This is a genomic window from Streptomyces melanosporofaciens (genome assembly GCF_900105695.1).
Taxonomy (GTDB): Bacteria; Actinomycetota; Actinomycetes; order Streptomycetales; family Streptomycetaceae; genus Streptomyces; species Streptomyces antimycoticus.
The window spans coordinates 2,047,038-2,064,178 of the sequence record NZ_FNST01000002.1 but is presented as its reverse complement, the minus strand read 5'-3'; the positions used below and the strand labels follow the sequence as shown (position 1 = coordinate 2,064,178).

Here is a 17,141-nt window from a genome sequence, read left to right as displayed (position 1 = left end):
GGCCCGCGTCGCGGGGCGGTGTGCACGGGTCATCCGCCGTACGGCGGTGACGCTCAGCGTTCGCCCGCTGTTACGTACGGTAACATCACGGTTCCATGCCGCTGGCCCTCGCTATGGCCTCCACCTCCCGCCGGTCCTGCTCCCGCTGCTCCGCCTCGGCCGCCACCCGCTGCTTGTGGCGGTGCAGGAAATCGGGGTCCCCGGCCCGCTCCTGAGGCACCAGCACCTTCATGCCCTTGGCGTGCGGGCTGTCGCCGAGGTCGACCACCACCCGCTCGTCCTGGGACGTGAGCAGGCCGAACAGCACCAGCAGCTCGGCCTGAAGAGCGGGGGTGAACAGCTCTTTCTCCTCCGGCCCCATACCGAGCTCGTACGTCCCCCCGCGGACGGCCGGTGAGGTGCTCAACTCGCGCAGCAGCCGCATCAGCAGCTCGAGCGAGCGGGGATCGATTCGTTCCTGCAATTCGTTCAGATACCGCGTCAGCCGCTCGGCCCGTTCACTCCGGTCGTGCCGTTCGTCTCGGTCCATACAGGCAGCATGAGCCATCACAGCCCGCTACGAAAGAGGGCGACGGTAACAACTCTCCGTATCCGGCGTCGTGTTGGAGCACCGACGACCTCTGGCGACCCGAGTGTGTGCCCGGATAGGTTCTCGGCGGCCTGTGCGAATTCTCGGGCCACAAGAGTCATGACGGCAACAAGGGGAGGGTGCATGCGCAAGATGCTCAGATGGCTGGTGGCGCTCGCGATACTGATGGGGGCGGTCGGTGCGGGCGCCGGAGGCGCGTCCGCGGAGCCGGCCGCCCCCGCCCAGCCGGATATCAAGGAGCGCGTCCTGGCGATTCCGGGGATGCGTTTCGTGGAGGAGCAGCCCTACGAGGGCTATCGCTTCCTCGTCTTCACCTACGCCCAGCCGGTGGACCACCGGCATCCCTCCAAGGGCACCTTCCAGCAGCGGTTCACCCTGCTGCACAAGGCCACCGACCGGCCCACGGTCTTCTACACCTCGGGCTACAACGTGACCACCGCACCGCGCCGCAGTGAGCCGACGCAGCTCGTGGACGGCAACCAGGTGTCCATGGAGTACCGTTTCTTCACTCCCTCCCGGCCTCAGCCCGCCGACTGGTCCAAGCTGGACATCCGGCAGGCCGCGAGCGACCAGCACCGCCTCTACCGGGCCCTGAAGCCCATCTACGGCAAGAAGTGGCTGGCCACCGGCGGCAGCAAGGGCGGTATGACGGCCACCTACTACCGCCGCTTCTATCCGCACGACATGGACGGCACCGTCGCGTATGTCGCGCCCAACGACGTGGCCAACAACGAGGATTCCTCCTACGACCGCTTCTTCGCGGGCGTCGGCACGGCCGAGTGCCGCACCAAGCTCAACGCGGTGCAGCGCGAGGCGCTGGTGCGGCGCGACGAGATCGTGCAGCGCTACCAGAAGTGGGCGGACGACGAGAAGCAGACCTTCACCGTCGTCGGCAGCGCCGACAAGGCGTACGAGAACGTGGTCCTGGACCTGGTGTGGGCCTTCTGGCAGTACCACCTGCTGAAGGACTGCGCGGACGTCCCCGCCCCGACCGCGTCGACCGACGAGCTGTACGGCTTCATCGACGAGATCTCGGGCTTCTCCGCCTACACCGACCAGGGCCTGGAGACCTACACGCCGTACTACTACCAGGCGGGCACCGAGCTCGGCTCGCCCACCTTCGAGACCCCGCACCTGGACGGGCTGCTGCGCTACCCCGGTATCTACGCCCCGCGCAATTATGTGCCGCGCGACATCCCGATGCGCTTCACGCCGGGCGTGATGCGGGACGTCGACAACTGGGTGCGGCACGACGCCCGGCGGATGCTCTTCGTCTACGGCCAGAACGACCCGTGGGGCGCCGAGCGCTTCCGGGTCGGCAAGGGTGCCAAGGACTCCCACGTCTACACGGTCGCCGGCGGCAACCACGGCTCCAGCATCGCCCAGCTCACGGGCGAGGAGAAGGCCGAGGCCACGGCGGAGGTGCAGCGGTGGGCGGGCGTCAGCCCGACCAGCAAGCCGCTGGCCCGGCATGACGCCAAGCTGGACCGTCGCGAGGTCGAGCGCGAACCGGCCTTGCGGCCGTAAGCGGGCCCATTCGTGGGCGACGAGGGTGTCCGCCCCGGCGGACACCCTCGTCGCGGGCAAACTCTGACCGGCGCTCAATACCCCAGCCCGTGCCCGATCGGGTACAGCACCCGGGACGGGTCGTCGGCGCGCCGCACCGCGACCGGCAGCCTGCCGCGCGGGGTGACCCGCCCCGCGATCACCCGGGCGGCGGCGCGCAGCTCCACGTCCGTCCAGCAGTACGTGGCCAGCGACGCGGCGGGCTCCGTGCCGCGTCCGCCCAGCCGCGCGATGTCGTACGGATCGCGCAGCGCCAGATGCACCACCGGCACCCCGGTGGCCACCAGCCGTGCGACCAGGGTGCGCTGGGCGGATCCGGAGGCGATGTCGTACGTCGCCACGATCACCGCGTCCCGCCCCCGCGCCGCCGCGACCGCCGCCTCGATCCGCTCGGGCGAGGGGCCGGGCGAGTCGCCCGTGCCGGTGGGCAGCGCCTTGGCCGCGAAGCCGAGGCCGGACAGGGCGCGGGCCAGGACGGCCGTCGGCGGGCCGCCGGTGCCCGAGGGCGCGGCGGCGTCCACCCCCACCACCAGCAGGTCGTGATGGCGGCTCGGTGACAGCGGCAGCAGCCCGCCCCGGTTGGTGATCAGGGTGGTGGTGCGCTCGGCGATCCGGTCGGCGGTGGCCCGGTGCTCCCGGGTGCCCACCGTGCGGTTGACCGCGCGGTCGCTGGTGTACGGATCGTCGAACAGCCCCCGGCGCGCCTTGAGTTCCAGGATGCGCCGCAGCGAGCGGTCGATCCGGTCCTCGTCGAGCTCGCCCGCCCGGACGGCCTTGCGCACGCCCTCGAAGGCGCGGGACAGGCTCGGCGGGTTGAGCAGCTGGTCCACCCCCGCCTTGAGCGCGAGCACCGGCACCCGGTCGTCGCCGTACTTCTTCCGCACCCCCGCCATGCCGAGCGAGTCGGTGACCACCACCCCGTCGTAGCCCAGCTCCTCGCGGAGCACACCGGTGAGGATGGGTCGGGAGAGCGTGGCGGGGTCGTCGGCCGGATCGAGTGCGGGGAACAGCAGATGCGCCGTCATGATCGAGTCGATCCCGGCCTCGATCGCGGCCCGGAACGGCGGCGCGTCCAGCCGCTCCCACTCCTTGCGGGAGTGGGTGATCCGCGGCAGGCCGACATGGCTGTCCACGGAGGTGTCGCCATGGCCGGGGAAGTGTTTGGCGGTGGCCGCGACCCCGGCGCTCTGATAGCCCTCCACCTGAGCCGCCACCAGCCGCGCCACGGCCTTCGGATCGGCCCCGAACGAGCGCACGCCGATCACCGGATTGGCGGGGTTGACGTTGACGTCCGCGATCGGGGCGTAGTCCTGCCGGATGCCGAGCGCGGCCAGCTCCGCCCCCGCGGTGCGGGCGGCCGTACGGGCGTCGGCCGCGCTGCCGCCCGCGCCGAGCGCCATGGCGCCCGGGAACAGCGTGGCGGGCGCGCCGACCCGGGCGACGGTGCCGTACTCCTGGTCGACGGAGAGCAGGACGGGGACGGGCACGGAGGCGGCCAGCGCGGCCCTCTGGATGCCGCCCGAGAGCGCGGCGACCTGGTGGGGGTCGCGGATGTTGTGCGCCCATCCGATGTACATCACCCCGCCCACGTGATACTTCGCGATCAGCTCGGCGGCGTTGTCGACCCCGATCTCCTTGCGGTTGGCCGCGACATCGGCCGGATCGGGGTGGGTGGCCGAATGGCCGTACACCCGCATCACGAAGAGCTGGCCGATCTTCTGGTCCAGCGTCATCCGGCCGATGAGCTCGTCGATCCGCCGGCGGTCGCGCTCCTGGTCCCGGCCGGGCTCCGTGGTGGCTCGTGAGGGCGTCGCGGAAGGGCTGCCGGAACCGGCGGTGGTGCGGCGCGCGGGGGCCGCGGGCGCGGGGGAGCTGTTCGTCGGCGCACTGCAGGCACCGGCCGCGGCGGCGGCCAGGGTGGCGGTGAGCAGGGCGCGGCGAGACGTCGTCGTGTGCACCCGCACTCCTTCCATGGGACGTTCGGAGGGGGTGGCCGAAGGTGGTCCAGGACACGCTGGGACACAAAGCGCGGCCGGGTCAAGGAGAGTTGGACTTTCCGACGGCCCGGAAACGTCAAGGAAAAGACTCGTTAAAGACGGGGATCTGGCGCTCGTGCGAAACCGGCGCTAATGTAGCGATCGGGTATGCGCACTGTTTGTATGCGGCATCCGTTCTCGCTTAGGTTCCGTTTTCATGACCCCATCGACGGGTGCCAAGCCCCCCACACATATCGCCATGTTCGGCATCGCGGCGCACGGGCACGTCAACCCGAGCCTGGAGATGATCCGCGAGCTGGTGGCCCGCGGCCATCGGGTGACCTACGCCATCCCCGAGTCGTTCGCCGAGAAGGTCGCCGAGACCGGCGCCGAGCCGAAGACCTACACCTCGGTCCTCCACGGTGAGAATGTGCCGGGCGCCAGAGGATCCGATCTGATCGACTACATCGAGCCGTTTCTCACCGAGGCGGAGCAGGCGCTGCCGCAGCATCTGGCGGCCTACGAGGGCGATGAGCCGGATCTGGTGATGTACGACGTCACGGCGTACCCGGCACATGTCCTCGCCCATCGCTGGGGCGTCTCCGCCGTCGAGCTGGCGCCCAGCTTCGTGCCCTGGGACGGGTACCGCGAAGAGGTCTTCGAGCCGATGTACGCGCAGCTGCGGTGCTCCGAGCGCGGCCGGGCCTACTACGCGCGCTACCGCGCCTGGCTCGAGGACAACGGACTGGCCGGCACCGACCCCGACCGGCTCATCGGCCGTCCCAGCCGCTGTGTCGCCCTCATCCCCGAGCTGCTCCAGCCCAACGCCGACCGCGTCGACCCATCCGTCTACAGCTTCGTCGGCGGCTGCCAGAGCGCCCGCCGCGAGGCGGCGGAGTGGCCCCGCCCGGAGCGGGCCGCCGAGACCGACCGGATCCTGCTGGTCTCGCTCGGCTCGACCTGGACCAAGGAGCCCGGCTTCTACCGCGCGTGCGTCGCGGCGTTCGGAGACCTGCCGGGGTGGCATGTGGTGCTGCAGATCGGCGAGTTCGTCGATCCGGCCGACCTCGGCGAGGTCCCCGCCAATGTCGAAGTGCACAGCTGGATACCGCAGTTGAGCATCCTGCGGAAGGCCGACGCCTTCGTCACCCACGCGGGTGCGGGCGGCGCCCAGGAGGGGCTGGCCTGCGGGGTGCCGATGGTCGCCGTACCGCAGGCCGTCGATCAGTTCAGCAACGCGGACACCCTCGAAGCGCTCGGCGTCGGCCGCCATCTGCCCAAGGAGGAGGCCACCGCGCCGGCGCTGCGCAAGGCCGTGCTCGACCTGGTGGACGACCCCGAGGTGGCGGCCCGCTGTGCCGCGCTCAAGGCGCGGATGGCCGCCGAGGGCGGACCGGACCGCGCGGCGGACCTGATCGAGGCGGAGCTGCCCGTCTGAACGGTCGCCCTATGGGCGCACCGGGCCCCCTGGGCGCCCCTTGGGTGCCCGCGGTGTGCCCCTTGGGCGCCGCCGACGCTCTGGGAGGGGTGTCGCGTCGGCGGCGGGGTGCTGCTGGCCGCGGGCGGCGGAGAGGTGGTCAGCGACGCAGTCAGCGGCGAGGCCGATTACCGCCATGCGGAGACTCCCCATCAGCACACCGCTTCGACGCGTCGCGGCTCGCACCGGTTCCGCAACGGGTGTGCGGAGAGAGGATCGGCGAGGTGGGACGTACGCGCCCCAAGCGGCGGCGCCGGGCAGCCAGTTGAGCCGGTGCCCTGCCGGTGCTCAGACCGTGCGCCGCGGCCAGAGGCCGCCCAGCAGCCGTACCGTTTCGGTGATGGCGGGGCGGCGGGCCGCGCCGGTGCGCCACAGGGCGTACAGCCGCCGCACCGGGACCGGCTCCAGGGGCAGCGCCAACACCCCGTCCGGCAGCGGACCGCGCCCCAGGCGGGGCATGAGGGCGACGCCGAGACCGGCCGCCACCAGGGCGATCTGGGTGTGGTTCTCGGCCGCCTGATACGCCAGGTCCGGATCATGGCCCGAGGCGCGCAGCGTACGGACCAGCCAGTCGTGGCACACCGACCCGGGCGGCTGGCAGATCCACCGCTGCCCCGGCAGGTCCTCGCGGCGCAGCGCCCGCCGTGCGGCCCGCTCGGCCAGCGGATGTCCGGCCGGGACGAGCAGATCGCACAGGTCGTCGCCGATGACCGCCCGCTCCTGCCCCTCCGGGGCGGGCAGCGGGGCGATGTCCCAGTCATGGGCCACCGCCAGGTCGATGACCCCCTGCGCCACCAGGTCCACCGACAGATGCGGATCCACTTCGAGCAGCCGGGCGTCCAGGGAGGGGTGTTCGGCCGCGAGCGCGGCCAGCACCACGGGCATCAGCCCGCGCGCCGCCGAGGCGAAGGCGCCGATCACCAGCCGGCCCATCGGCTGTCCGCGCCGCTCCTCCAGGGTGGTCTCGGCCTCCTCGACGATGGCCAGCAACTGCTGGGCGGTGGCGGCCAGATGCCGCGCCGCGTCGGTCAGCGCGATGCCCCGGCCCTGCCGCTCCAGAAGGGTGGTCCGGGTCTCCCGCTCCAACTTGGCGATCTGCTGCGATACGGCGGACGGGGTGTAGCCGAGCGCGGTCGCGGCGGCGCTGACCGAGCCGTGCACGGACACCGCGTGCAGCGCCCGCAGCCGGGCCAGATCCAGCATGGGCCCTCCCCCCTTTGGCTGGTACCGCGTCGTTGACCGGTCCCGCGTCTTTAACCGTTACTGCGTCTTTAACCGTTACTGCATCCAAGCATGAAGACATCCGCGCTGGTGCTACCAGGTCCCGGCCCCTGATCCTCGACCCATGCGACCTGTGCACATAGCCCTCGCCGTGCTGGTCACGGCCCTGTGGGGGGTCAACTTCGTGGTCATCGAGATGGGCCTCGACCACTTCCCGCCCCTGCTCTTCTGCGCCCTGCGATTCCTGGTGGCCGCGCTGCCCGCCGTCTTCCTGGTCGGCCCGCCGAGGGTCGCCTGGCGATGGATCCTGGGGGTGGGGCTGGCCCTGGGGGTGGCCAAGTTCGGGCTGCTGTTCATCGGGATGCACGAGGGGATGCCCGCCGGGCTCTCCTCGCTGGTGCTGCAGATCCAGGCGGTGTTCACCGCGCTGTTCGCGGCCGTCGTGCTCGGCGAACGCCCCGGTCGGCGGCGACTGCTGGGCATGGCCGTCGCCCTCGCCGGGATCGCGGTGGCCGCCGTGGACGAGGGCACCTCGGGGCCGCTCATCGGCTTCGTCCTCGTCGTCGCGGCGGCCGCCTTCTGGGGTGTTTCCAACGTCCTCACCCGCAAGGCGGCGCCGCCCGACGCCCTGAACTTCATGGTGTGGGTGAGCGTGGTGCCCGTACTGCCGCTGCTCGGGCTCTCGCTGATGTTCGAGGGCGCGGGGCCCGACCTGGACGCGCTGAGCAGGCTCGACTGGGCCGGAGTGGGCGCGATCGTCTACGTCGCCTGGGTCACCACCGTGTTCGGCTTCGGGGTCTGGGGCTTTCTGCTGCGCACCTACGACGCCTCGACGGTCGCCCCCTTCTCGCTGCTGGTGCCGGTCTTCGGGATGTCCTCGGCGGCCCTGGTGCTGGGGGAGGGGATCAGCGCACCGCGCTGGCTGGCGGCGGCGCTGCTGGTGGGCGGCGTGGCCCTGACCTCGCTCCCGCGCCCACCGCGCCTCCGGCGCGGGGCGCGCCGTGGACCTGAGGTGCCCGGGGTGGACCGCCGCCCCGAGCCGGACGGCCCCGAGGCGGGCGGGCTTGAGCCGGGCGGGCTTGAGCCGGGCGGGCTTGAGCCGGACGGCCCCGAGGCGGGCGGGCTTGAGCCGGGCTCTGCTGGGGCCCCGGCGTGGTCAGGCCGCGTCGGTCAGCAGACGTAGCAGGTGCTCCCGGCCCGGGGCCAGCAGCTCCGGGAACTCCCGCGCCTGCGGATACCACCGCTTCTCGTACTCCCAGCACAGCCAGCCGTCCCAGCCCTCGCGGCTGAGCAGTTCCACGCACTCGGTCAGCGGCAGCACCCCCTCACCCAGCGGCAGCGGGGTGGTGTCGTCGGCCGAGGCGATGTCCTTGACCTGGACGTAGCCCAGATGCGGGAAGAGCGCCGGATAGCTGGTGGCCGGGTCCTCACCGCCCAGCCAGGTGTGCATCACATCCCAGATCGCCCCGACGCTGCCATGGCCCACCAGCCCGAGGACGCGGGCCGCGTCCGCGCCCGTCCGATGCGAGTCGTGGGTCTCCAGCAGCAGCCGTACGTCGAGGTCGGCGGCGCGGGGCGCGGCCGCGGCGAGCCGCCGGGCAGCCGTGGCGTCGGCCTCCTCCGGGCTCTGCTCCCCGCCGCCGGGGAAGACGCGGACATGGCGGGCGCCCAGGTCGTGGGCGAGCTCCAGCAGCTCCCGCAGCCCGGCCAGCACCGGCTCGTCCGGCCCGGCCTGGGCGGCGCGCACATACCCGGCGACGGTGAGGATCTCGATCCCGGCGTCCCGGAACTCCGCCACCACCCGGGCGCGTTCATCCGCCCCGATCCCCGGGTGCACCGGCTCCTCGGGGTGGGCGCGCAGCTCCACGCCGTGGTACCCGGCCCCGGCGGCGAGCCGGGCGACGTCGGGCATGGGCATACCGGGGACGCCGAGAGTGGAGAAGGCGAGCTTCATGCGGGCTCCCTTGATGGGGGTCGTGCGGTACGTGGGGATCTTCCTGCCCTTCATCCGGGACGCTAAGCAGGGGCACGAGTCGGGTCAATCCTGACCTCACGCCCACGGCGTGTCTTGGCGGGCGGGCAGGCCGTGGCCCGCCCGCCCGGTGCCGCGTGCGGGCGGCCGGGCCCGGCGGGCCGTGGCCGCTCAGCGGGCAGGGTGCGGGCTACGCCTGCCTCAGGTGTCCGAGGAGTGTGCGGGGGCCCCGGGGCGCGGGTGAGGGGCGGCGCGGACGGCCTCGGTAGTCGGCCAGGCCGTGGCGGCCCGTTACGTCGTGGCCGACCGCCCGGTTCTGCGGGCGCCCGGTGTCCCGTGGGGCGGCCGCTTCACCGGATGGGCGTGTTCGTCGACCCCGTGGGGAATTCCTCGATGCCGAGGACCTGAAGGAGCTGCAGGCGCTCGCGGGTCTCGGCGTCCGCCGGGGTGAGCACCAGCAGGAGCTGGCCCTGGTCGGGAGTGACCAGGGTCTCGCAGTCCAGCACCAGGCGGCCCACCCGCGGATGCAGCAGGGTCTTGCGGTCGGCGCGCCGGACCGCCACCTCGTGCTCGGCCCAGAGCCGGCGGAAGTCGGCGCTCGCGCCCCGCAACCGGTCGATGAGTCCGGTGACCGTGGGGTCGCCGGACCGGCGGCCGGCGGCCGCGCGCAGATCGGCCACGAGCTGCCGGGAGTGGTGCTCCCGCTCCTCGGGCGGGGCGGCGGCGCGCTCGGCGGGGTCGGTGAACCATCGGTAGGCGATGTAGCGCCGGTCGCCGGAGAAGCCGGTGTGGTCGCCGGTCAGCAGGACGGCCGCACGGTTCTGGGCGAGGACCTCGCCCAGGTCGGACAGGACCAGGGCCGGGTTGTCGCCGAGCAGGTCGAGCATGCGGATCAGACCGGCGCGCGCCAGGCCGGCCACCCCGTCCGCGGGCGGGGGCCGGTGCCCTGCCAGGTGGAACAGGTGGTCGCGCTCGTCCTCGGAGAGGCGCAGCGCCCGGGCCAGCGCGCCGAGGAGCTGCGGTGAGGGCTGACTGCTGCGGCCCTGCTCCAGGCGGACGACGTAGTCCACCGACATGCCCGCGAGCATGGCCACCTCTTCCCGGCGCAGACCGCTGGTCCGGCGCCGGGGGCCGTCGGTGATGCCGACCTCGGCCGGGCGGATCGCCTCGCGGCGACGGCGCAGGAAGTCGGCGAGCTGGTCACGTTCCATCTCCCCAGGGTCCCTCGCGGCGGGCGGACCATCCAGGGAGCGGCTCTCCCACGATGAACGCTCCGCTCCCGTGGGCCGCGGCGCGGGCGCAGGGTGGGTGACAGATCCACATCAGATCGACGACGAGGAGAACGCGATGCAGAGGCGAACCCTGGGCAGCACCGGCCCGGCCGTTTCCCCCGTGGGGCTGGGCGGCATGAGCATGTCGGGCGCGTACGGCGTCGCCGACCGTACGGAAAGCATCGCCACCGTGCATGCCGCACTGGAGGCGGGCGTCACGCTGATCGACACCGCCGACTTCTACGCCATGGGCCACAACGAGCTGCTGCTCGCCGAGGCGCTGCGCGGCCGCGATCGCGACAGCTACACGCTGAGCGTCAAGTTCGGCATGCTGCGGGGGCCCGGCCCCGGGGCCGCCGGGCATGACGGCCGTCCCGAGGCGGTGAAGAACTTCCTGGCCTACTCGCTGACCCGGCTGGGCACCGACCACATCGACATCTACCGTCCCGCCCGGCTGGACCCTGCGGTACCGATCGAGGAGACGGTGGGCGCGATCAAGGAGATGATCGACGCCGGGTACGTACGGCACCTCGGCCTCTCGGAGGTCGACGCGGCGACGATCCGCCGGGCGCACGCCGTGCATCCGGTCGCCGACCTGCAGATCGAGTACTCGCTGATCTCCCGCGCGGTGGAGGCGGACGTCCTGCCCACGCTCCGTGAGCTCGGCATCGGACTGACCGCGTACGGCGTCCTGGGCCGCGGCCTCATCTCCGGTCACTGGACCGCCGACCGCACCGCCGGCCCCGGCGACGCCCGCGCGTTCAGCCCGCGGTTCGCGAGCGAGAACGTGGCACACAACCTCGCCCTCGTGGACGCGCTGCGCCGGGTGGCCGAGGCGAAGGGGTGCACCGTCGCCCAGCTTGCCATCGCCTGGGTCTTCGCCCAGGGCGAGGACATCGTGCCGCTGGTCGGCGCCCGCACCCGCGAGCGGCTGGCCGAGGCGCTGCCCGCGACGGAGCTGACCCTCACCGCCGACGACCTCGCCGAGATCGAGAAGGCGATGCCCCGGGGCGCGGCGCGCGGCGACCGCTACCCGTCCGCGTTCATGTCCGGCCTCGGCGTGGGGAACTGAGGCTCGCTGCCGCGCTCGCTCAGCCCGCCGTCAGCCGCCATAGCGAGGTGACCTCCGCCGCGCGGGCCGTGTGGAGGGGGTCGGTGGGGTCGAGGGCGCGGGGGTGGGCGGGGCGGATGTCCAGGCGGGCCGTGACCGTCAGGCCCGCCGTGGCGAAGGCGGTCAGGAGTTCGGCGCGTGGCCGCAGGCCGAGGTGTTCGGCGAGGTCGGAGAGGATCAGCCAGCCCTCGCCGCCGGGGGTCAGATGACCGGCCAGCCCGTTCAGGAAGCCGCGCAGCATACGGCTGGACGGGTCGTAGACCGCGTATTCGAGGGGTGAGGAGGGCCGGGCCGGGACCCAGGGCGGGTTGCAGACGACCAGCGGGGCGCGGCCCGGCGGGTAGAGGTCGGCCTCGACCACCTCGACCCGCTCGGACAGGCCCAGGCGGGCCGCGTTCTCGCGGGCGCATCCCAGCGCCCGTGCGTCCTGGTCGGTGGCCACCACCCGCTGGATGCCGCGCCGGGCCAGGACGGCGGCCAGGACGCCGGTTCCGGTGCCGATGTCGAAGGCCAGCTCCTGCGTGGGCAGCGGGGCCTCGGCCACCAGATCGACGTACTCGCCGCGCACCGGCGAGAAGACCCCGTAGTGCGGATGGATGCGGTCCCCGCCCAGCGCCGGCACCTTGACGCCCTTACGGCGCCACTGATGCGCGCCGATCAGCCCGAGTAACTCCGGCAGCGAGGCCACCGACGGGTGCCCGCCCGCCGGGCCGTACGCCTCGGCGCACGCCTGCCGTACGTCCGGCGCCCGGCGCAGCGGGATGCCGAAGTCCGCGTCCAGCGGCACCAGCACCATCCCCAGCAGCCGGGCCCGCCGGGACCGGGCCTGGCGGTGCCGGTGGAACACCTCGGCCGGTGACGCCGCCGGGGCCCGCCGCTCCTTGGCCCGGCGCGGTCCGCGGTCGATCCGGCGCGCCATCGCCGTCAGGAGCTGACGGGCGCCCTGGTAGTCGCCGCGCCACAGCAGCGCGGTGCCCTCGCAGGCGCGGCGGTGGGCGGTGCCGGCGGGCATCCGGTCGTCCGCCACCTCGATCCGCCGGGGCGGCGGCGTGCCGTTCTCGGAGCGCCAGTGGGCGGTCCGGGTCCGGCCGTCCTCGGTCCACTCGATGACCTGCTGGGTACTCAGGGGTACACCCTTTGCTCTTGTGCCGTTCCGACGCGCCGCACGGGTGCGTCGTGTGGACGTTCCCCGTGCGATGCCCGCGTGCTGTACGGGCCCGCGTGTGCGCCGATCCTCCCCGTACGGGACCCGCCCGCGCGAGCGGATTTCCGGTCGAGGTGACGCCTCGTCATCTGTGCGACCGGGAAGGCGCCCGCCGGAGCGGACGCCGTTCGGCGCCTTGACGGCCGGCTCCAGGCGGCTCGGAACGGCTCCGGGCGGCTCGGGACGGCCCAGGCCGGCTCGGAACGGCTCCGGGCGGATCAGGGTGCGTCGACCCGTGTCACCTTGCCCTTTTCATCGGTGACGGCGACGTCCAGGAGCGCGCTCGTATCCGTTCCGAGGTAGGTCAGGGTCTTCGCGTCGAAGACCCAGCACTCGGTCGTGGTCCGGTAACGCTTCTCGCGATGGGTGTACGTGAGGCCGATACCGGACCGGCCCGCGCCGTCCTTGACGTTCTCCACGACGCGGACGTCCGGCAGCTTGGCCACGGCACGGTAGAGCGCGGCATTGAACTCGGGCAGCAGGGTGGCCTGATCGAGGATGGCTCCGACGTTCTCGAAGACCGTCTCGGTCAGCCGGGATTTCACCACCCCGCTGTCGCTCTTGAGTTTCTTCAGCAGCGCGTCGGGGTCGGTGGGGAGGGCCTCGAGCTGCCGGACGGTCGGAACTCCCGGCGACATGGCGATGTCCTCGGTCTCGTTGCGGACGGGTTCGCCGCTGGGGGACAGTCCGGTGAGGTGCCGGAGGCCGTCCCGCTTGCCGGACACGGGCTGCCACTCCTCACTGCGGACATTCCCCTCGTACGTCTTGGTGCCCGTGACCTTCCCCTTGGAGTCCCGTACGAGCTTCGAGGGACCGCCCCACGTGGACGAGGGTCCCTGGGACCTGGTGTAGATGAACTGGTCGTCGCGGGCCTTGACCGCCGGGCGGTCGGCCGCTGCCACGGCGATCCGGTCCAGTAGCTGCACGGCTTGCCGGTGCTCGGCCCTGGGGTCGCCGCCGACGCCGGTGGCGCCGCCTTCGCCGTCCCGCAGGCCATCGACCGCCACCGCGCCCACGACCACGGCGGTGGCCAGCGCCAGCGGCGCCGCGATGAGGACGAGGCGCCGTCGGGGGCGCCGGGTTGGGGGCGGCGCGGATGCGGTGTCCGGCGTACCCGACAGCTCGTAGACGGTCTCGCTGCTGATCTGCTCCATCAGATGTTCCTTCAGGACGCGGTGGCGGTCCTGCCGGAGCACCGGACGGCCCGGGGCGGGCAGCAACTCGGCCAGCTCCTGGGGGTCGACCGGCTGATCGGCTCGTCGCGGGTTGGTGTTCATCGCTTCTTCTCCTGCGTGGACCGGGCCGCCCGATGGCGGCTGACCGGTATCTGTCCGCCCATGGCCGCGCGTTGCACCGCGTCCTGCCCGGTGCAGCCGTCCGCGCCGTCGTTATCCGTGCCCTCGCCGCCTGCGCGGCGGAGTTCGAGCTCGGTGAGCTTGCGCAGGCGCTTTCTCGCGCGGGAGAGCCGGGCCCGTACGGTGCCGGTGGCCACGTCCAGGGCCTCGGCCACCGTCGCGGCGTCCAGGCCCTCCCATACGCAGAGCGTGAACACCTCGCGCTCCCCACGGCGCATCGTGCGCAACGCCTTCCGCGCGGCGGCCAGCTCCTCGGTGTCGGCCAGGCGCTGGGTGACCTCGTCGGCGAAGTCCGGAACGGGGTCCGGGGGTGGGAGTCTGGCGAGCGCGGTCCGGTGTCTTCGCGCCGCCCGCGTGGTGTTGCGCGTGACGTTCGTCGCGATCCCCAGCAGCCACGGGCGGAGGCTGTCGTCCCCCGGAAGCAGCCGCTCGCGCAGCCGCCACGCCTCCAGGAAGGTGAGCGACACGATGTCGTCGGCCATGCCCCAGTCGCCGGTCAGCCGGACGGCATGCCGGTAGACCACCGAGGCGCACTCGTCGAAGAGCTGCCCGAAGGCATCCGGGTCCCCGGCTCGCACGCGAGTGCGCAGTGATGTCTCCACACTCCCCCCTGTCCACCGCGCGGACCGCGTTGCGGTGATCTGCGTCACAGAGTGCTCCGCCGGTGTGCCGTGATGTGCCGTCGTTCGTCCGCGGCGCCGTCGTGGCCGGTCGCGCCCACGCGGCGGAGCCGCACATGGACACAGCCCCGCGCCCCTTGGCGGCGCTGCTGGACCGCAGCCGACTTCACCAGGTCCGCTGAGTCGCGTGCGGCGTATCACCCGGACCGCAGGCCGTCAGTCGTGTGCCGAGCCCCGGAGCGCGAGCCGCCAGTCCTGCCCGACCAGGGGCGATCCATAGCCGCGGTGCGGCTTTTCGGCGATCAGCTCGAACCCGGCGCCCTCGTAGATCCGGCGGGCGGAGGTCAGGACGTCATTGGTCCACAGCACGAGATCGCGGTAGCCCGCCTCACGTGCGAAGTCGACACAGGTGCGGACCAGCCACTCGCCGAGCCGCCGCCCGCGCGCCTCCGGTTCGACGAGCAGCAGCCGCAGCCGGGCCGTATCGGGCCGCTCGTCCCGGACGCACATCACCGAGCCGACGGGACGGCCGTCGAGCTCCGCGATCCACGCCCGCTCGCGGGCCGGGTCATGGCCCGCGCCGAACTCCCCGACGATCCGCGCCACCAGGGCCTCGAACTCGGCGTTCCACCCGAACTCCCGCGCGTATACGGCGCCGTGGCGCTGCACGATCCAGCCCAGGTCGCCCGGCTCCAGCCCGCGCAGCCGCACTTCCGGCTCCGCCGGGTTGGTGAATACGCCCCGCGCGGTTGCCAGCGCCTCGCGCAGCCGCCCCAGCTCGTTCCGGGGGATCTTGGCCAGCAGCCTGGTCACCGCGTCCCGCGACCGCCGGTCGAGATCGTCGGCCGCCGCCCGGCCCTCGGCGGTGAGCAGCACCTCCTGGAAGCGGGCGTCGCGGTGGTGGCGCTCGCGCGTCACCAGCCCCCGCTCCTCGAACCGGCTGAGCGTCCGGCTCAGATGCGCGGCGGTGACGCCGAGGTGCTCCCTGAGGGCGGAGACATGGGTGCGCTCCCGCCGCGCCAGCTCGTAGAGGATGCGGGCCTCGCTCAGCGTGTACGGGGTGTTGAGCTGCCCGGGGTAGTCGAGGACGCCGATCAGGCGGGTGTACATCCGGTTGAAGTCGCGGACCTCGTCCACGGCCAGATCGAGATTGTCGCGCGGGCCCATCCGGCACCCCTCCGTACCCCTGTGTCGATTTTGCTTGATCTCATAGTTGCGCCAGATCAAGTATTTGGGAAGGGGGTCCCCTCCCGGGGGAGGGAGATGTCGGCGGCGACCGCAACGCCGACGCGCTTCGCGTTCGTCCCGGCCCGCGGGGCGGGCGAGCGCTCCTTCGTGTGCCCAATGCCTGCTGGGCTCCCACGGCTCCCCCTCCGGGCGTACCGTGGCCCAAAGACCTTCTGGCGGTGGTGTATCGCATGACTGATCTGTCCGTTGGTAAGCGACTGGCCCGACTTCGCGACATTCGCGACCTCACGCAAGAGCAACTCGCCGACCGTGCCGGCGTGTCCGTCGACACCATCCGCAGGTTGGAGCAGGGCACCCAGCGGGGAGCGAGAATCGCCACGTATCAGAAGCTGGCGGGCGCACTCGATATCGAGCTCGCCCGCCTGCTGGGCCAGCCCACCATGACGCAATCTCTCGCGCCCGACGGTGGAGTCATCGCGTTGCGGGCCGCCATCCAGGCCCCGAGCGATCTGCCGGGGCTGGACCTGTGCGGCGCGGACAGCGACGCGCCCGGCCCGGATGACCTCCGCCCGGTCATGGAGCAGGCCCAGAAGCACTATCGGCGGGGACAGTTCACCGATCTGGTCGGCATGCTGCCCGGGCTCGTGACCGATCTGAAGGCGGCCACCCGCGAGGCCGAGGGGGGCCCCGACCACGACACGGTGTGGTCGATGTCCGCTGCCGCGCACATCATCGTCGCCGACGTGGCCGCGCAGTTGGGGCAGACCGATCTGGCCTACACCGCGGTGGAGCGAGCCATGCATGCCACGGCGCGGGCCGGCGACGAGCTGCGGCACGCTCTCGCCGTCTCGACGCTTTCGCTTGTGCTCCTGCGGCAAGGCCGATGGAGCGATGCCCAGCGGGTCGCAACCAGCAGGGCGGCTGAGATCGAGCCGCGGTTCTCCGACCGCAGCCCCGAGAAGTTCGCGATGTTCGGGATCCTGCTGCTGTCCGGTGCCGTCTCGGCAGCACGGGCGAACCGCGATGAGTCCGACAGCACAAAAGATGACGCGCTCACCTTCCTCAGGCAGGCGGAGGCGGCGGCCGCGCTGTCCGGGGCGGTACGGGTGCGAGGCACCGCCTTCGGCCCGGCGAGTGTGGGCATGCAGGCCACCACCGTTCAGGTGTCGCTCGGTCACCCGGACAAGGCTTTGGCCACAGCCAGTGGGGTCAACGTGGATGAGCTGCCCTGGAAGATCTCGCGCGCCAGGCATCGGCTGGATCTGGCATTCGCCCGCTACCAGACGCATGACGACGAGGGAGCCCGCGATGTGCTGCTCACCCTCGACGAGGAGCATCCTGAGTGGCTGACGCATCAGATGCTCGCCGCCTCCACCGTGGGAGGACTGCTGGAGACCGAGCGCCGCCGCGACCGAGACCTGCGAAAGCTCGCGGTGCGGCTGGGCGTGGACCCGGCAGCATGAACAAGTGCCGTAGTCCCGCCGAAAACTGAGGCTGGACTACGGCACTTCGTCACTGGGCTGTGATCACACGCACACCTAGCGTGATCCGCATCGCGGCGGCGTCGCCCCTTGCTCCCGCCAGGAACCTG

The 17,141-nt window shown here is 72.4% G+C and carries 14 protein-coding genes; 5 read left to right on the top strand and 9 right to left on the bottom strand.

Annotated features, from left to right (window positions below; genetic code table 11):
- Nucleotides 1–85 precede the first annotated feature (85 nt).
- The gene (locus BLV72_RS11290; protein ID WP_078641555.1) at nucleotides 86–529 is read right to left on the bottom strand and encodes a hypothetical protein; all 444 of its coding nucleotides are present in this window, start codon (nucleotides 527–529) and stop codon (nucleotides 86–88) included.
- A 183-nt stretch (nucleotides 530–712) separates the two neighbouring features.
- Between BLV72_RS11290 and BLV72_RS11285 the strand changes: the two genes are divergently transcribed.
- Nucleotides 713–2,116 (top strand): S28 family serine protease, encoded by a 1,404-nt coding sequence (locus BLV72_RS11285; RefSeq protein WP_093461973.1) that lies wholly within the window; start codon nucleotides 713–715, stop codon nucleotides 2,114–2,116.
- A gap of 74 nt (nucleotides 2,117–2,190) precedes the next feature.
- Here BLV72_RS11285 and BLV72_RS11280 read toward each other — a convergent pair whose 3' ends face one another.
- Entirely contained in the window at nucleotides 2,191–4,113 is a 1,923-nt protein-coding gene (locus tag BLV72_RS11280) for a glycoside hydrolase family 3 protein (protein ID WP_093461972.1), read from the bottom strand.
- A gap of 235 nt (nucleotides 4,114–4,348) precedes the next feature.
- Here BLV72_RS11280 and BLV72_RS11275 point away from each other — a divergent pair, with 235 nt between their 5' ends.
- A complete protein-coding gene (locus BLV72_RS11275; protein ID WP_093461970.1) occupies nucleotides 4,349–5,569 on the top strand; it encodes a macrolide family glycosyltransferase in 1,221 nt (406 codons plus the stop codon).
- Between the two features lie 327 nt (nucleotides 5,570–5,896).
- Here the strand turns inward: BLV72_RS11275 and BLV72_RS11270 are convergent, their stop codons facing one another.
- The gene (locus tag BLV72_RS11270; RefSeq protein ID WP_093461969.1) at nucleotides 5,897–6,811 is read right to left on the bottom strand and encodes a LysR family transcriptional regulator; all 915 of its coding nucleotides are present in this window, start codon (nucleotides 6,809–6,811) and stop codon (nucleotides 5,897–5,899) included.
- 142 nt (nucleotides 6,812–6,953) lie between these two features.
- Between BLV72_RS11270 and BLV72_RS11265 the strand changes: the two genes are divergently transcribed.
- The gene (locus BLV72_RS11265) at nucleotides 6,954–8,012 is read left to right on the top strand and encodes an EamA family transporter (protein WP_093461967.1); all 1,059 of its coding nucleotides are present in this window, start codon (nucleotides 6,954–6,956) and stop codon (nucleotides 8,010–8,012) included.
- On the opposite strand, the gene BLV72_RS11260 is transcribed toward BLV72_RS11265, so the two are convergent.
- Both BLV72_RS11260 and BLV72_RS11255 read right to left on the bottom strand, forming a co-directional pair.
- A complete protein-coding gene (locus BLV72_RS11260) occupies nucleotides 7,986–8,783 on the bottom strand; it encodes a sugar phosphate isomerase/epimerase family protein (RefSeq protein ID WP_093461966.1) in 798 nt (265 codons plus the stop codon). The two genes, BLV72_RS11265 and BLV72_RS11260, sit on opposite strands and share 27 nt — an antisense overlap.
- 368 nt (nucleotides 8,784–9,151) lie before the next feature.
- On the bottom strand, nucleotides 9,152–10,012 hold the full coding sequence (locus BLV72_RS11255; protein ID WP_093461964.1) for a helix-turn-helix transcriptional regulator: 861 nt from the start codon (nucleotides 10,010–10,012) through the stop codon (nucleotides 9,152–9,154).
- Nucleotides 10,013–10,148: 136 nt separating this feature from the next.
- Here BLV72_RS11255 and BLV72_RS11250 point away from each other — a divergent pair, with 136 nt between their 5' ends.
- The gene (locus tag BLV72_RS11250) at nucleotides 10,149–11,144 is read left to right on the top strand and encodes an aldo/keto reductase (protein WP_093470298.1); all 996 of its coding nucleotides are present in this window, start codon (nucleotides 10,149–10,151) and stop codon (nucleotides 11,142–11,144) included.
- 19 nt (nucleotides 11,145–11,163) lie between these two features.
- On the opposite strand, the gene BLV72_RS11245 is transcribed toward BLV72_RS11250, so the two are convergent.
- From BLV72_RS11245 to BLV72_RS11230, 4 genes are all read right to left on the bottom strand, one after another.
- Entirely contained in the window at nucleotides 11,164–12,309 is a 1,146-nt protein-coding gene (locus BLV72_RS11245) for a methyltransferase (RefSeq protein ID WP_093461963.1), read from the bottom strand.
- 296 nt (nucleotides 12,310–12,605) lie between these two features.
- Nucleotides 12,606–13,664 carry a CU044_5270 family protein gene (locus BLV72_RS11240; RefSeq protein WP_093461961.1) on the bottom strand — a complete coding sequence of 353 codons (1,059 nt, stop codon included), beginning with the start codon at nucleotides 13,662–13,664 and terminating at the stop codon, nucleotides 12,606–12,608.
- Nucleotides 13,661–14,344, bottom strand: coding sequence for an RNA polymerase sigma factor (locus BLV72_RS11235; RefSeq protein WP_093461960.1), 684 nt, complete (start codon nucleotides 14,342–14,344; stop codon nucleotides 13,661–13,663). The genes BLV72_RS11240 and BLV72_RS11235 overlap by 4 nt, the downstream gene beginning before the upstream one ends.
- Before the next feature lie 234 nt (nucleotides 14,345–14,578).
- On the bottom strand, nucleotides 14,579–15,529 hold the full coding sequence (locus BLV72_RS11230) for a bifunctional helix-turn-helix transcriptional regulator/GNAT family N-acetyltransferase (protein ID WP_244320726.1): 951 nt from the start codon (nucleotides 15,527–15,529) through the stop codon (nucleotides 14,579–14,581).
- Nucleotides 15,530–15,780: 251 nt separating this feature from the next.
- Between BLV72_RS11230 and BLV72_RS11225 the strand changes: the two genes are divergently transcribed.
- Nucleotides 15,781–17,013 carry a helix-turn-helix domain-containing protein gene (locus BLV72_RS11225; RefSeq protein ID WP_093461958.1) on the top strand — a complete coding sequence of 411 codons (1,233 nt, stop codon included), beginning with the start codon at nucleotides 15,781–15,783 and terminating at the stop codon, nucleotides 17,011–17,013.
- Nucleotides 17,014–17,141 lie beyond the last annotated feature (128 nt).